We start from the raw sequence: 15,628 nt of genomic DNA on the forward strand, positions 1-15,628 counted from the left end.
AGGTTTCTAATACTTAGAATTTGCAAAAAAATAATTTCTTTATGAGCTATATTTTATTAAAACCTGACAGGTTTCAGATAGTAATTAAATGAGAATAACAAAAATTCGGGCCAGTGTTGGCCTTGTGCATGGAAGCATATTGCTTGTCCGACAACTGGCTGATCATTTTAATTTTTTCTAGTGTTAACATCCCCCTAACCCCCTTCGAAGGGGGAACATTTCCTAGCCTGCATCATCAAGCTATCCCCTTGAGGGGATTATAGGGGCGTTGTTATTTTTCCATGCAAAAAAAAGCAGACTTTTCAGTCTGCTTTTGATGTTCCCTTTTGAAAACTAATATTATTGATAGTAGAATCTTTCGTGAACGATCTGACCGTTTTCCCACTTCTGAACGCCTACTTGTTCCATGTTTACTCTGTTACCATCTTTGAATGTAACATCCATAGTAGTTTCATGCATTACGATACCTGCTTCTTCATTAGAAGTAATCGCTTTCACTTCCATTCCGTGGAATTCTTCGATCATTCCTAAGAATTCTTCTTCGTGCTTTCTGCATTCTGCTTTCCCAGTCCAAGTACCTCTTGGCTCAGTGATTACCACTGGCTCACCGTAATACTTGTCGAATGCGTCTAATAATTTTCCTTCGCCTATCATCTTATAGATGTCTTCGCATTTTTCTCTTAATGTCATAATAGTAGTGTTTGTTAAAAAATTATATGTATATACATACAATATTGAAAAAGGTTTGAAAATAGTTTAAATATTTAATCAATATTAATGTAGATTAATACTTCACTATTGAGCATTGCCTCATAATTATAATAATGATGAATATAAGGCCTTATCAGTCAGCTTATTTTCAAAAAGTACTAGCGCTATTTGATCTTAATACACCCCAATATTTTGCTGAAAGTGAAAAAGCAGATTTGGAAGAATATTTACAGCAAAAACGGGAAGATTATTTTGTGGTGGAGGAAAATGGAGAATTTATAGGGGCAGGAGGAATTAATTACGATCCTGATCGAGCAGTAATTTCTTGGGATTTTATTCATCCTGAATGGCAAGGAAAAGGAATTGGAAGAAGATTAATGGATTTTAGATTAGCTTATATTCGATCGCAAAAGCAATATGAAAAAGTGATAGTAAGAACCTCTCAATTGGCCTCCGGCTATTACGAAAAAATGGGCTTCAATCTACTGGAAGTAAAAAAAGATTTTTGGGCTGAAGGCTTTGATTTATATTTTATGGAGCAGACCATTTCAGCAGGATCATATTAATTACCCGCTTTTTTCGATAAACACCTAAAGTTTTAGGATGTATTTCAAATAAAATCCTATACATTTATAGTTCATCAAAAACCAAAACCCAAAGTCGAATTTCAAATTAATTTTCTGAGGGTTTGTTAAAAAATTATAGTCTGTATAAAGTAAGTTTAGTTATTTTAAATACAGAATGTTAGATATAAGACACGCTAATGTGCTTTATACAGTTTTTGGGCTGCATAAAAAAAGAATATGAGTACAAATCAAGATAACGCTGCACAGTCATTAGTTGGGAAAAAACTCAAAAACGGTTGGACAGTTTCAAAAAAAATTGAACCGAAAGAAGGATCAACAGGAGGGTTCTTTAGTGTTTGCTATGTAGTTACTCGCGGTGATGAAGAAGCATTTCTTAAAGCTCTAAATTTTCAGGCGTTCTTTCAAATGTTTAGAGGTCGACCAATTGTAGAGATAATAAATGAGCAAACCAATGCCTATCAATTTGAAAGGGATTTACTTCTGAGATGTAAAAACAATAAGCTATCTAAAGTTTCCATGGTTATTGATGAAGGAGAAGAAGTTCTAGAGGGATTTACAATACCAAATGTTCCTTACCTCATTTTTGAAATGTCTGATGGCGATGTTAGATCACATATGAATTTTAGTAAGGATGTAGAAATCGCTTGGAAATTGCAATCGCTTCATAATGTAGCTGTTGGTCTAAAACAACTGCATGGTGTTGAAATTGGGCATCAGGATTTGAAGCCATCAAATGTTCTTCTATATCAAGATGGAGTCGTTTCAAAAGTCGGTGACTTGGGCAGATCACTTTGTGCTGAAATAGAAGCTCCACATGAAAATGGAGGAGACTTCCCAGGTGATCTAAACTATGCACCAACAGAGTTTCTTTATAGATACATCGACCCTGATTGGAATTTTAGAGTTCGATCTACCGACATGTATTTATTTGGGAGCCTTATAGTCTTCTATTTCTCAGGAGCTAATATGACTGCTTTAATTGGTAAAAATCTCGATCCACAATTCAAATGGACACAATGGCGAGGGAAATTCGAAGGAGTTCATGATTATTTAGTTGATGCATTTTACAAAGCAATTAAAGAATTCAAATCATCAATAAGCGACAAAGAACTTAGTGACGAGCTTTCTAAAATTATAGAATATTGTTGTTTTCCTATACCTGATAGAAGAGGTCATCCAAAAGCAATTGAACTATCATTAAATAGAGATGGCAGCAGAAACCTAAACTCAAATCAATTTGATTTTCAGCGAATTGTCTCAAAGTTTGATGTTTTATATAGAATGGCTAATTACAAGTTCAAATAAATTATATGGCCGTTATCTATGAAATAAAAGAAAGGAGAGTTATTCCAAATTGGAGAGACTTCAAACGAACTCTTCAATTAGGTGAATTAAGCCAATCAAATAAATCGGCTGAGCCAATCATTTTGAACATTGATCGCTCAATTGAAGATTGGAAACAGGGTAAAAACATTGGAACTGCTGCAGATTTAATCAATTCAGCTTTTGTTTCAGGCATCCAAAATTTCGAAGTAAAACAAGCCATTGAATTCATAAAATCTGATCAACAAAAAGCTTCATCTAGTCTTTTGGATTTAATTAAACTTATTGAATTAGACTCGCCAACGCCTGCTGTTATATCGAACAATTCACTTTTAGAAATTGATGTTGACACTGTAAATGAATTTCAAGCATTTATTAATAACAAGTCATTTCATAAAGTAATAAATAAGACTAAAAATCGCACAAAAAACGAACTTAGAAATCCTATAATTTGGGTTGAATTAGCAAGACTATATACAATGAGAGGGCACGAACATAAAGCCGAAAACGCCATTCTTACTGCTCTTCATCTCGCTCCTAATAATAGATTCGTTCTTAGGTCAGCTACAAGATTTTTTATTCATCAAGAAAAATTTGACCAAGCTCTTTTTTATCTCAGAAAAGCTGAAGGATTAAAAGATGACCCTTGGCTAATTTCTGCACACATTGCCACTTCCTCTATAATGGGAAGGTTTTCTCCATTGATTAAAGAAGGTAAAAGATTGCTTGATTCTAATAATTTCTCAGATTACGAACTTACCGAACTTTCAAGTTCTCTTGGTACACTAGAATTTAAAGATGGTTCATTCAAAAAGGCAAAAGGTTTTTTTGAGAAATCTATGAAAATGCCGAATGATAATAGCTTAGCTCAACTTGAATGGGTTTCAAAAGATGAGCAAAGATTTCAAATTAATCCTTTTCAGTTTGATAAGGTAATTAACCCTTTCGAAGCTAGGGCTCTCGAATTATATGAAAGAGGTAATTGGAAAGATGCATTTTACAATTCCATTAAATGGTTTTTGGATATGCCTTTTTCCAAACGTCCAGCCTTACTTGGCTCATACATTGCAGGTTCCCTACTAAAAGATAAAAACGCGGCAATTATTTTGTGTCAAGTTGGACTACAAGCAAACCCTTATGATCCGACATTACTTAATAACATGGTCTATAATCTAGCTACTTCTGACAATCAACAGATGCTAGATACGTATGTACGTCAAATGATGGAAATTGATATTAAAGGCCTTCCAAATGAGAGCAAAATAACTTTCCAAGCAACTTTGGGTCTTGTTTCTCTAAAAAGAGGAGACACTGAGTTAGGAATGAAAATGTATAAAGTTGCCATTCAAAACGCAACCAATATTAGAAATGATTACTTAAAGAATTTGGCGATAGCAAACTTTGCAATGGAGCTTATTAATCTGAATTCTCCAGAACAAACGACATATGTAGACTTGGTAAAAAATATGAGAATTTCAGAAAAACATAAGGACTTGCTACAACTTCAAAGTGAAATCTTAGAAAAAATAAAAACGCAGCCCAACACGAGCTAAAAAACATGCCCTTCTGGAAACTTTTCCTAGCCAGGCGTTATAAAAATCATAAAAAGTAATTATATCCCCGCTGGCGCATGCGTGTCGCTTGTGCCTCTATACTAACATCTTTTTTTGCTGAAAAATAATATGCGCATGGCCATTTCACAGAAAAAAATTATGCGCAGTTCGAATTTTTCATTCACGCATAACGGATTTTCCTGCTGTGTATGTATGCGTACCACAAAACAACTAAGCATATTGCGTGATGGAAATGCAGTACGCATAAGAATGTGCCCATTTTCGCTATTCTCTGAATCCTTATGTATTATGCAAATAAGATTTTAAGCCTGGTTCTCGATATATTTTACTTGGTTTTAAGAAAATCCGATTGGTCTACAATCAAGAAAATCCTGAGAAGTGGGAATCGATTCCGTATTTAGATTGGAGATATTGCCACTCATTTTGGTAGTGGTGGGTATTATAATGCTGACCTTAGGTCTTTTAGGCTATTTGGATATTATAGAATTAAACTTATCAATAATTCAATAAAATACTATAACCGCTTCCTTTTAAGAAAAATAAAAAAGTCAATCTGGTTGCCCAAATTGACTTAAGAACTTTAGATGCAGTTACCATTGGCATCCATTATGCATGGTGGATTTGGATTTGTCGGATCATTTGGCTCAATTGGAATTTCTGGGTCTCTTCCTGGAAGACCACCTCCAGAGTAATTCCCATCATCATGATAGCAATTTCTAACATTATTTGTAGTAGATCGCCATGAGCAAGCAGATGAACTCGAACCGTTAACATTAGCAATTGTAATGGTTACATCACCATATCGTTCACTCGCAATTTGAAATACGTCTTGATTGTTTGATACGGTTGCTCCCGCTGGAATGGTGACATAAGCAGCATCGATTATGGTACTACCTTTGCTTAGCATTAATTCAATGGTTCGATTATAATTTACTGCTCCATTGTATCCTGCTGTAACTGCAACTGTGTATCGTGTACCACTAACCGCCTGGCCGGCAGAACCACTTCCATAGCAATTACCACCGGGCACAATTTGTGGCGTTAAGTAACAGTTGTTCCAGTCAGTATCTTTTTCAGGATAATTTTCTACACTGGCATTGTCGTTTGAGTTAGCAAACAAAAAGATGTTCGCAAACATCAAAAAAATAAAATTTAATTTGATCATAACTTTTAAGGGTTTGGTTTAAAATATTCATAAGTAACTACGGATGTATGAATTTGTTTAAGGGGGGCACTTATTTCTTTTCAGATCTACTGGGTTTAGCTATCTATGAACATAAAGTAAAGATATTTATTCCGTTCAAGAATATAATTGCTATTTTGCGAAGAATTTAAATCCAATCTGATACCGCATTTTTTAGATCCTATAAAGAACCCTAGAAAAATTCAACCAAGAATATGAGATCCCTTTTAATTTATGTTTTTATAATCATCGCGAACCTATATTTGGCGCAAGGGCAGGATTTACGGTATTTACATTTTTCTGATAGTATCATTAGCCAGATAAATAATCAACACAGCGAGCGATTAAATAATTATAAACTACAGAATGGTGATATTTCTCTTTATGAGAAGATATACGAGCGTAGAAAAGAGAATCTCGAAAAGGCCTTTAGTGATAGCTTATTTGTCTATGATAAATTAATTTATGAAGGCATAGACCACTGCCTTCAAAAAATTAGCACATCCAACGAAGCAATTCAAGAAGAGAACTATACGATTCTCGTAAGTAATTCTCCCATTGCGAACGCCTATTCTATAGGAGGAGGAACTATTATTCTAAATCTTGGCATTCTTAGAAAAATCAGAACTCAAGGCGAGCTGGCTTTTATTATTGCGCACGAAATCGGGCATGACTACAAACAGGACGTTGATATATCCGCCTATCGAAACTTAGAACGATTGGATTCAGAAGAGTTTGAAGATGCCATTGATCGTATTGATAAAGAGAAATACAATAGAAGAGCACAGCTGGAGACTTTTTTTAAAAGGCTGTATTTAACAGAAATGAAATTTAGCCGCCAGCAAGAAATCAGGGCGGACTCACTGGCCTTGAAGTTCATCCTCAATGCCAATTATGACTATAGGTACTCAATTAGTACTCTAAATTTATTAGATTCCATTGATTTCTATACTTTTCCTGCGATTGATTATTCCAATACCTTGGGATTTGAAGATTACCCCTTTAAGGAGAAATGGATTATAGATAAAAGCGATCTGTTTTCTATGGCTGCTGAATCGCCTGATGAAGATACTAAAGCTTTAAAGTCTCACCCAGATGTAGAAGAAAGAATTGCTCGTTTAAAGCTTATCACTGAAGTAAAAGCAGATACAACTACTGAATTTTTCAATCCAAGAAAGCTTCCAGCTCTTAAATCAGGTGTTGACCTCGATTTAGCATTTATAGATAGTTGGGAAGCTCAAAATAATTATGGGAGAGCTTTATTTTTTTCATTAAAGCAATTAGAAGCACAAGCAGACAATAAGCAGTTGTTGAGGAGAATTAGTAAGCTGTTTGATAAGATTTACGAAGCTCAAAACTCTCATGAGCTAAGCAGATATGTAGAATCTCCTGGCCCTTATCAAGAAGCCACCTATAAGGAGTTTATAACTTTTTTGAGTAGAATCAGACTTTCAGAATTGGAAATGCTTATCTATCATTTTCATTTGAAAAATAGCGGTTTACTGGGGCAGGATGAAGATTTCTTAGATACATTAAATAAATACAAACTAAAAATTCGATAATCAATTTTAACAAAACTAGAAAACATGAAAATTAGATTTTACGCATTACTGTGCTTCTTAATCATTGCTATCAGCGCAAAAGCGCAAGAGAAGAAAATCCAAAATATAGTAGAAGTAGAATTAAGAAATGCAGGCTCTATTATTAACGATGAAATTGTAGTGGGGCATTACCTGTTTTACAAAACCGACAGAATAAATAGAAAAACTTACAACTATGAATTGCAGATACTAGATCAAAATCTGAATGAAGTAGGTAAACATACGGTTGAAAGTTCAAAGCATCTCTTTCTAATGGATGCTGTATATAACGGCCAGTCACTTATGCTGAAGCTTTATGATTATAAAGAGGATAAAGTGATGTTGCAACAGTTAGATAATTCAGCTAAGCTATTAAGTACAGAAGTTCGAGAAGTCGGTAAAATTGAAAAGGCCCAATTCCGCCAGATGCAGAGCAGCAAAGCTGCTCAGGCAATCTTTTTATTTCCTTTGAAAGATTTTGGTTTTGCGGACTTCAGAACTCTGAAAAATAAAAACTATGGATATAGTATAGATTTTTATTCATCTGAAGGGGGCGAAAATTGGAATTACAGCAGTGATCCTAAACTGAAAACTCATGTTTTCCCAACCATGCTTTATGGCGATAAAGATATCATGATGAACCTTATCATGGAAAAGGATGGCCTTTTAAGCAAAGATTTCGATTTAAATTTAATGGTTCTTGACTCTAAGACGGGAATGCCATTATTTGAAAAATCCTTAGATGACGATAAGTATAAATTATCCCCAATTAATGGCTTTAAAGTAGATGATAGCGGTGAATTTTATCTTTTAGGGTATTACTATGACAAAGAAAGTAATATCATAACTAGCGAGAGTCTAGGGCTATTTAAGTATAAAATCAATAATTCTGGCGATATAATAAGCAAGGATTATATCTCATGGACTGAAGATGCTGGTAAGTATTTAAAAGTTGACGAAAAGGGAGAGTTTGAAGATTTTGGATATGTTTTTTTTCATGACTTTGTAGAAGACAATATGGGCAACTTTTACGCCATAGGGGAACAATATGACAAAGAATTTAAAGGGCTTGGGTTTGATATAGTAGTTAAAGATATGATGATATTCAAGTTTGATAAAGAGTTTAAATTGACCAACATAGAAACCATCGAAAAAACAGAAAACAACATATCTGTACCGAATGCAGCATTTTTTAGTCCTCAAATGTTGGCAATGATTGTGAAAGCCCTAAATGGTTATGACTATGAATTTATGACTAGTAGTATGGAAAAAGATGTCATCAGTATTGGGTACCAAGACTACTTGGAAATAAAGAAGGAATCAGATAAATATGTTTTTGGGAATGTTTTTATCGCGGATGGTAAAATCTCCACTGATACTATCGACTTAATGGAAGTAAAGGAAGAAAAGAGGTTTAAAGTCTTACCTTCTGAAGCTGGATATATTGTGGTTTTAGAGTATGATGAAAAAGAAAAAGCACTCACAATAGAAAAAGTAAAACTAAATTACTAATCCCCAAAAGGCTGCTGTAAAAAGCAGCCTTTTTTGTTCTATATATCATCAAGAGGGTTTTTAGATTTTTGTATCTAAAAAAAGGTATTCTTAATAATTTACCTTGCTGAAAAAAGACCTTAAAGCCGTTAATGCCTTTTTGATATTAGCTCATTTTCCTATCTCCTAAATAATAGTTTTCCCTTTCATTCAAACTAAATATTAAATAGAAGTTAATATCTTTCGGGATGAACTATCGACTTTTGTATTTAATAAGTATTCTTATCTTTTTTTCTGCATGTCAAAGTCCGCAAGAAGAATATGTATGTACTCCCTGTAATTTAGAATGTGATCAATTGAGCTTTGCCAAAGCAGGCGATTGTCCCCACTGTAATATGAAGCTTATCAAGAAGTCTGAGCTTGAATCGCTTCAGAATTTAGTACTCAATCAGGTGAAAATTGAAAATGGAAAAGGAGCTTTTTTAATTGATGGGGGCTACCACCAAGGCCGGCAAATCATAGTTCATTATTAAAAAGCAGAAGAATTTAATCAATTTCCAAAGTATTGATAGTGGTATATGGGACGGTTCCTAACTTTTCAATTAATATTTTCCGTGCTAATCAATTTTCCGATCTCTTCTGTGACCGTCCTTCTACATATCTAATAAATGGTACATCCACTTTATTCTACTTCCATAATTTGCATTATATTTCTGACACTATTTTAAAACAAGTCATTATCTGTCTAATTTAAAAATTTGATTTGTTGAAGAGTTTAATCCAACATACAAATCACCGTCATACGTAAATGCAGTATAAAAATCAGAGGAGGTAGGAATCGGAACTGACCTTTTTTCAAAAATTTTATTACAAGACATGTTAATTACAAAAGTATTATAATTTATTTGTAATCCTGTACCAGAAGAGTTGCCCCAAGCCTCCCCCAAAAAGCCCTCTGATGAGGAAAAAGAATGAAATCCAAAGTAATAATACTCTGAACTTAAGTACTCAATAAATTCATTTTCATTATTATTATACTTGTAGAGGACTTTTGAGCTATTTGAAAATCCTGCATATAGTGTTTCATCTATCACAAACAAGCGTGGTGATTGACCTATATTTGGTTGATTTCCAAGAATTAATCGCCAAGAATCTTCTGCTTTTGAGTATGCCCAAAGTTGAGATTCATCATTGTTATTTCCAACTAATGCAAATATTTCTTCATTTACTGAAGCCAATGTATAATAAGCTGTTCGATTGGGAATAGAAGCTAACTCAACCCAGCTATCTGTTTCCGGTGAATATTTGTAAAAATCATTTGTGGTATTTATAACATATCCTTCAGTATTATTAACAGCAGTTGATGATGTCACGCCACTGTCAAAATCAGATAATTGCGTCCATTCCGAAGTTTCAAGATTTAATTTCCAAAAATCAGATAAACTACCATCTCCACCAAAATACAAAAATTTGTCAATAACAAATGATAAAGCCGAATTTCGTGGTTCTCCCGGGAAATCAGAATTCACAAGTGACCAATTTCCTAAGCCTTCAACATAAATAGTTTTTGGGTATACATATTCAATTTCATTATCTGTTGATTTTAAAATCAAGTTATATTCACCAGTTGCTATACTTAGCGGAATCTTAAAGGAATTGCTGTCAGGACTACTAAATAAGACTCTAATAGTTTCTGATCCAATTTTTATTTCGTCAATGACATCGAGATCAGTTCCTCCCAATTTAACTTCCTCCTGAATGCCAAAGCATGTATCATTAATGTAAGTAATTTTAGGATTGAAAATTTCTTCCTCTGAATTATCTGTATTGCATGAAAAATTGATGACATTTAGTAACAGAAGAAGTAAGTAATTTATTTTTTTCATTTTCTAGGATATATTTTTTTAATTCAAATCTACAGTTTTCAAATTGTTTTTCTACTACTATGAAAGATTTTCTGGTGTAGATATTATTTCATTCTAATTTGTAAAGATGCTGTTAAATAATTTAAGTAAGTCTTGAGAAATCAACTATAAAGAGAATCGTATATCAAATTGCTAATGTTTGCGCATGCGTTTGGCTTGTGCCTTTTAAAAAAGCTTTTAGAAGCAGAAAATATGGTTATATCTACTTTAAAAAAGAAAGTATGTGCAGTACAAAACAGCTACACATAAATAGAAAATGATCAGTTCACTAGAAGCTAATATCTTACGGTATGAACTATCGATCCTTCCTTTATATCTCCCGTTCCCAGCATGCTCTGCATGGTGGTATTTAAACATGCGCACTTCAAATTTTAAATCACGCATAACACTTTTTTTTATTGCGCATATAGCGTGATGGAAAAGCAGTACGCATAATATAGCTAGTTCCCTCCGTGCTCTAAATACTAGGGTTTAATTTGAAGAGAACTTTTGATTAGCCCTGTTTGATAGTAGGTTTTTGCTATTAATTAATAAAAACAACAACCATCAGTTACAATAGTATAGCAAATTTTACATCAGCACAATTAATTTCTACTATCATAAGACTTGCATGGTCAATGGCACCCATACTGACTATAAGTGACCCTTGTGCGTGATGGGTTGGCACTGTAATTGATATCAATCTTAAAAACCAAAAACTCATGAACCAACGATTAATCCCCATTCTCCTCTTAATAAATATATTAAGCGTTTCACTTCATGCTCAGGATATCGAAACACAGGAAATTGAAAACTTTCTGAAGAAGGAATACGCAGAAAACAGCCCAGGAGCAGTAGTTCTGATAGCGAAAAAAGATCAAATAATCTTCAAAAGGGCATTTGGCCTCTCAGATATCAAAAAAAGAAAGCCTATCAAAACCGATATGATTTTCCAGATAGGATCTATGGCGAAGCAATTTACCTCAGCTGCGCTACTTCAGTTAGTAGATGAGGGAAAAGTTGCTCTTGATGATCCTATTCAAAAATATGTTGAATACTTCCCGATCAAAGAATTTCCTATTACCCTCCATCACCTTCTTTCTCAGACATCGGGAATTCCAGAATTTTTTGACATTGATGAAGAAGAGATGCATCTGCTTTCACAAGGACATACACCCGAACAACTAATTTCATATTATAAAAACCAGCCTTTGGAATTCGAGCCAGGTACCAAATTCCAATACAGCAATTCCAATTATCCTCTACTGGGAGTGGTTATAGAACGAGTTTCGGGGATCTCACTCAAGGAATATATGAGGATAAATCTTTTCGAACCTTTGAAGATGAGTTCAACTAGCTTATGGTATAATAATGAAATGAAAAGGAAAAGAATTGCAAAAGGATATAGAATATATGAGGGAGAGTTAATTTCTTCACCCAAAATTGTAGGGTCTGTCCCTTATGCAGCAGGAGCCATTGTTTCTACGGTAGATGATTTATGGATATGGAATCAGGAATTAAAAAACAGGACAGTCCTAACTGATTTTGTGGTTGATAATCTGATTACTGAAAAAAGGACAACATCAGGAGCCGGAACCGGATACGGCTATGGTTTTTTTATTAAAAATCTTTTAGAGCTAAAAACCATTCAGCACGGAGGAAATATGTACGGCTTTACAAGCTATGGTCTTTACCTACCTTCTGAAGATCTGTTTGTTTGCGTTTTAGCCAATAAATCACTGGAAAGAACCGAAGAAGTGGCTAACTATCTAGCTAGTGTTATTCTAAAAAATCCTTTGGAGATTGAAGATAGGAGTCAGTTGGAGTATGACAAATACCAGGAGTATTTTGGTACATACCAATTAGAGGGCGAGTCGAAACTAATTGAAATTTTTATGGTATATGATGTTCTAGTTCTAGATTTTCCTGAGGCAAGAGGAACTGGAACTAAACTGATGATAACAGAGGCAGACAAAATGGAATCAAAAGCGGTAAATGTTAAGATTCAATTCACCAGGAATGATAAAGGTGATATCATTGGGTTTACTGCTGAACAAAATGGCGAAACTGAATGGAAAAAGATAAAATAGGATGAATGCACCATAAATGAAATAGTACCTATCTCATATCTAAACTGATTTACTGGTTGAGGTTCAGGTCTCCACAGGAGCGCCTTGCGAAGCATAACGCGTTCGTTTTTCTCTCGTAAATCAACCCTCCTGTTACCGCCATGTTCTACATACTGGTTTTTCATAATTAAATTAGCTAATATTATGAAGATGCTGATATTTTTGAATATGAACTACCGCTCATTTTATTTTATAAGCTTTATTATCCTATTTATTTCCTGCCAAACTAAGCCTCAAGAGGATAGTAAATTTCAAGAAATAATAGAAGAAGGTTATGAATTAGTTATTCCTAATGAGCCCATAAAAGGAGTTGTGGTTTTATTTGGAGGCTATCCAGAACAAGCATCTGATATTAAACGAGAATTCGATATTTTAGAAAAAGCAATCGAAAATGATGTTGCAATTCTATATTCTAACTTCAATCAGAAAATCTGGTTGAAACAGCTGGAAATTGAAACTTTAGCGTTTGAAATTAAACAAGCTTTAGAAAACTATAAGCTTCCTAGGGACAATCTACACATCGGAGGTTTTTCAAGTGGAGGGAATGTGGCAGTCCTCTTATCCAATTACTTAGCGGGCAATGCTCAAATTGGAATAATGCCAAGGGGTGTTTTCTTGGTGGACTCACCGATAAATTTAAAAGCATTGTATGATAATGCTGAGCTCAACATTAAGCGTGATTTTTCAGAGGTTTCCGTTGAAGAGGCGAACTGGTTGCTGCAAAAGTTTGAAAACACTTTAGGGAATCCAGAAGATAGCGTGGCTAAGTTCGAACAATATTCTGTCTATACTTTACAAAATCAAAATGTATCAAATCTGAGAAATCTGAAAAATACGAAAATAAGACTTTATACAGAGCCAGATTCGTTATGGTGGAAAGAAAATAGACAAACTGATTTTGTAAACACTAATGCCTATCAAATTCAAGAATTAGCCAAAGTTTTAAATCAAAACGAGTTTGAAAAGGTGGAATATTTACCCTCTCATCAAAAAGGCTACAGATCAAATGGTAATCGCCATCCCCATAGTTGGTCCATCATAAATCAGAATGATTTATTGGATTGGATGTTAGATCCTTAAAATTTATCTCTTTAATCATTATATCTTTTTGAATTTTATAAAAGTATTTAGATATTTATCTAAATAACTAAATAAATGAATTCAATCTTTAAAGCCCTGAATGATGAAACCAGGCGGGAAATTATCGAATTGCTGAAAGATCAGGATTTGAATGCCGGTCAGATAGCGGATAAATTTAATATGAGCAAACCTAGTATTTCCCATCATCTGGATATTCTCAAAAGGGCCGATTTAATTAGCAGTGAAAAGAAAGGCCAGTTTGTGGAATATTCATTGAATACCACCATACTGGAAGATTTATTAAACTGGATCATGACCTTAAAAAAATAAATAATGAAGCTTAAAAAAGAACTACCCCTGATTGCGATTGTATTATTGCCTTTTGTCTATTTGGCCTACGTTTGGAATGATTTACCGAATAAAGTTCCACTACACTGGAATTTACAAGGAGAGGTTGATCGTTACGGTGAGAAAACTGAATTAATTTTAGCAGTTTTTGTACTCCCAGTTTTGGTTTATGTATTACTCTTAATTGTTCCGAAAATTGACCCCAAGAATAAACTTCATCAAATGGGGAATAAATATGATAACATTCGGTTTTTGTTAATCACTTTTATTTCGGCCATAACTATTTTTATTATTTATTCTGCCAACAATCAGTCTGTTGCCAATCCAAACTATATTGTGCTCCTAGTGGGAGTATTGTATCTCATTTTAGGAAACTACTTCAAAACGATCAAAGCAAATTATTTTATTGGAATTAGAACTCCATGGACACTCGAAAGTGAAGAGGTATGGAAAGCCACCCATAAACTGGCAGGTATATTATGGTTAATAGGAGGCATTGCTGTAGTGTTGTCCAGTTTGATTTTTGAAAAGCAAATCAATTTTATGGTGTTTATTTCAATCACTGCGGTCATTAGCCTGGTGCCCATCATTTATTCTTATATGACTTTCCAAAAATTAAAAATCAATTAAAATGAAAAAATATTTCATATTCTTAGTTTCGGCATTATTAGTCAGCATAGAGGCGTATAGTCAAGTAAATCGACCTCAAGAACCTAAACCACCCTTCGACTACACTATAAAAGAAGTGACTTTCAAGAATGAAACAGAGGGTATCTCTTTAGCCGGCACCTTGACCTATCCGGCCAAGGGTTCCAAGTTCCCTGCTGTGATTTTGATTAGCGGAAGTGGTCCTCAGGACAGAAATTCAGAAATTATGAATCACAAGCCCTTTTTAGTCATAGCGGATCATTTGACCAAAAATGGGATAGCCGTGCTTCGAGTAGATGATAGAGGAACAGCTGAATCAGGAGGAAATTATAATGAAAGTGGACTTAATGATTTTGTAGCGGATACTAAAAGTGCTTTGGAATTTCTGAAAGGCCATAAAAAGATTAACAGGAAACAAATTGGATTGATAGGGCATAGTTTAGGAGGAAATATAGCGCCAATTGTAGCAACCGAAAGAGAAAGTGATGTTGCATTTATTGTATTATTAGCAGGCTCTGGTATCAGGGGAGATGAATTAATGCTTTTGCAGAAAGCGACCATTGAACGAAAAATGGGTGTGCCGGAAGCAGCAGTAATGCAGGCTCAGAATAATATGAAGGGAGCTTACGATATTATATTAAATTCAGCTGCTGAGCCGGATGAGATACAAATAGAGTTAAAAAAGTATTTCACGGATAAATTTGGAGGTATGATTCCTGAAAAGCAAGTAGAAGCAATTGCAAAGCAAATGACAATGCCCTGGTTTTCAGATTTTGTAAAATTTGATCCTGAAGAAATCCTTGAAAAGGTAAAATGTCCTGTTTTAGCTTTAAATGGAGCAAATGATCTTCAAGTACCTTCTAAGGAGAATTTAGCAGCAATAAATAAGGCTTTAGAAGCAGGAGCTAATAAAGATTACCAAACCCAAGAGTTAGAAGGCTTAAATCACCTATTTCAAGAAAGTGAGACTGGTTTGCCTAATGAGTATGCTTCAATAGAACAAACTTTTTCTCCACTAGCTTTAGACATCATTACTGAATGGATAAATGAGAGAACCCAATAATGAAAAT

14 protein-coding genes are annotated in these 15,628 nt (G+C 34.2%); 11 read left to right on the plus strand and 3 right to left on the minus strand.

The window, feature by feature from the left end:
- Positions 1 to 339 precede the first annotated feature (339 nt).
- Positions 340 to 690, minus strand: a complete 351-nt coding sequence (locus tag QYS47_RS05405) for a nuclear transport factor 2 family protein (RefSeq protein WP_308357445.1) — start codon at positions 688 to 690, stop codon at positions 340 to 342.
- Positions 691 to 824: 134 nt separating this feature from the next.
- On the opposite strand from QYS47_RS05405, the gene QYS47_RS05410 reads away from it, so the two are divergent.
- From QYS47_RS05410 to QYS47_RS05420, 3 genes are all read left to right on the plus strand, one after another.
- Positions 825 to 1,277: a GNAT family N-acetyltransferase gene (locus QYS47_RS05410; RefSeq protein ID WP_322347959.1), complete on the plus strand. Its 453-nt coding sequence runs from the start codon at positions 825 to 827 to the stop codon at positions 1,275 to 1,277.
- A gap of 237 nt (positions 1,278 to 1,514) precedes the next feature.
- Positions 1,515 to 2,603, plus strand: a complete 1,089-nt coding sequence (locus QYS47_RS05415) for a protein kinase domain-containing protein (RefSeq protein WP_322347960.1) — start codon at positions 1,515 to 1,517, stop codon at positions 2,601 to 2,603.
- Between the two features lie 5 nt (positions 2,604 to 2,608).
- Positions 2,609 to 4,174 carry a tetratricopeptide repeat protein gene (locus tag QYS47_RS05420; protein ID WP_322347961.1) on the plus strand — a complete coding sequence of 522 codons (1,566 nt, stop codon included), beginning with the start codon at positions 2,609 to 2,611 and terminating at the stop codon, positions 4,172 to 4,174.
- A 601-nt stretch (positions 4,175 to 4,775) separates the two neighbouring features.
- Here the strand turns inward: QYS47_RS05420 and QYS47_RS05425 are convergent.
- Positions 4,776 to 5,333, minus strand: coding sequence for a hypothetical protein (locus tag QYS47_RS05425; protein WP_322347962.1), 558 nt, complete (start codon positions 5,331 to 5,333; stop codon positions 4,776 to 4,778).
- Between the two features lie 260 nt (positions 5,334 to 5,593).
- Between QYS47_RS05425 and QYS47_RS05430 the strand changes: the two genes are divergently transcribed.
- The 3 genes from QYS47_RS05430 (at position 5,594) to QYS47_RS05440 (ending at position 8,982) form a co-directional block, all read left to right on the plus strand.
- Complete coding sequence (locus QYS47_RS05430; protein ID WP_322347963.1) at positions 5,594 to 6,940, plus strand: M48 family metalloprotease; 1,347 nt, start codon at positions 5,594 to 5,596, stop codon at positions 6,938 to 6,940.
- 24 nt (positions 6,941 to 6,964) lie between these two features.
- Complete coding sequence (locus QYS47_RS05435; RefSeq protein WP_322347964.1) at positions 6,965 to 8,470, plus strand: DUF6770 family protein; 1,506 nt, start codon at positions 6,965 to 6,967, stop codon at positions 8,468 to 8,470.
- Between the two features lie 227 nt (positions 8,471 to 8,697).
- A complete protein-coding gene (locus QYS47_RS05440) occupies positions 8,698 to 8,982 on the plus strand; it encodes a hypothetical protein (protein WP_322347965.1) in 285 nt (94 codons plus the stop codon).
- A 204-nt stretch (positions 8,983 to 9,186) separates the two neighbouring features.
- On the opposite strand, the gene QYS47_RS05445 is transcribed toward QYS47_RS05440, so the two are convergent.
- Positions 9,187 to 10,335, minus strand: coding sequence for a Kelch repeat-containing protein (locus QYS47_RS05445; RefSeq protein WP_322347966.1), 1,149 nt, complete (start codon positions 10,333 to 10,335; stop codon positions 9,187 to 9,189).
- A gap of 740 nt (positions 10,336 to 11,075) precedes the next feature.
- Between QYS47_RS05445 and QYS47_RS05450 the strand changes: the two genes are divergently transcribed.
- The 5 genes from QYS47_RS05450 (at position 11,076) to QYS47_RS05470 (ending at position 15,621) form a co-directional block, all read left to right on the plus strand.
- Complete coding sequence (locus QYS47_RS05450) at positions 11,076 to 12,443, plus strand: serine hydrolase domain-containing protein (RefSeq protein ID WP_322347967.1); 1,368 nt, start codon at positions 11,076 to 11,078, stop codon at positions 12,441 to 12,443.
- A 207-nt stretch (positions 12,444 to 12,650) separates the two neighbouring features.
- On the plus strand, positions 12,651 to 13,562 hold the full coding sequence (locus QYS47_RS05455; RefSeq protein ID WP_322347968.1) for a hypothetical protein: 912 nt from the start codon (positions 12,651 to 12,653) through the stop codon (positions 13,560 to 13,562).
- Positions 13,563 to 13,637: 75 nt separating this feature from the next.
- A complete protein-coding gene (locus QYS47_RS05460; RefSeq protein ID WP_302127438.1) occupies positions 13,638 to 13,892 on the plus strand; it encodes an autorepressor SdpR family transcription factor in 255 nt (84 codons plus the stop codon).
- A gap of 3 nt (positions 13,893 to 13,895) precedes the next feature.
- The gene (locus tag QYS47_RS05465) at positions 13,896 to 14,540 is read left to right on the plus strand and encodes an SdpI family protein (RefSeq protein WP_322347969.1); all 645 of its coding nucleotides are present in this window, start codon (positions 13,896 to 13,898) and stop codon (positions 14,538 to 14,540) included.
- A gap of 1 nt (position 14,541) precedes the next feature.
- Positions 14,542 to 15,621 carry an alpha/beta hydrolase family protein gene (locus QYS47_RS05470; RefSeq protein ID WP_322347970.1) on the plus strand — a complete coding sequence of 360 codons (1,080 nt, stop codon included), beginning with the start codon at positions 14,542 to 14,544 and terminating at the stop codon, positions 15,619 to 15,621.
- The last annotated feature ends 7 nt before the right edge of the window (positions 15,622 to 15,628 follow it).

It is taken from the genome of Marivirga arenosa (assembly GCF_030503875.2).
Classification (GTDB): domain Bacteria; phylum Bacteroidota; class Bacteroidia; order Cytophagales; family Cyclobacteriaceae; genus Marivirga; species Marivirga arenosa.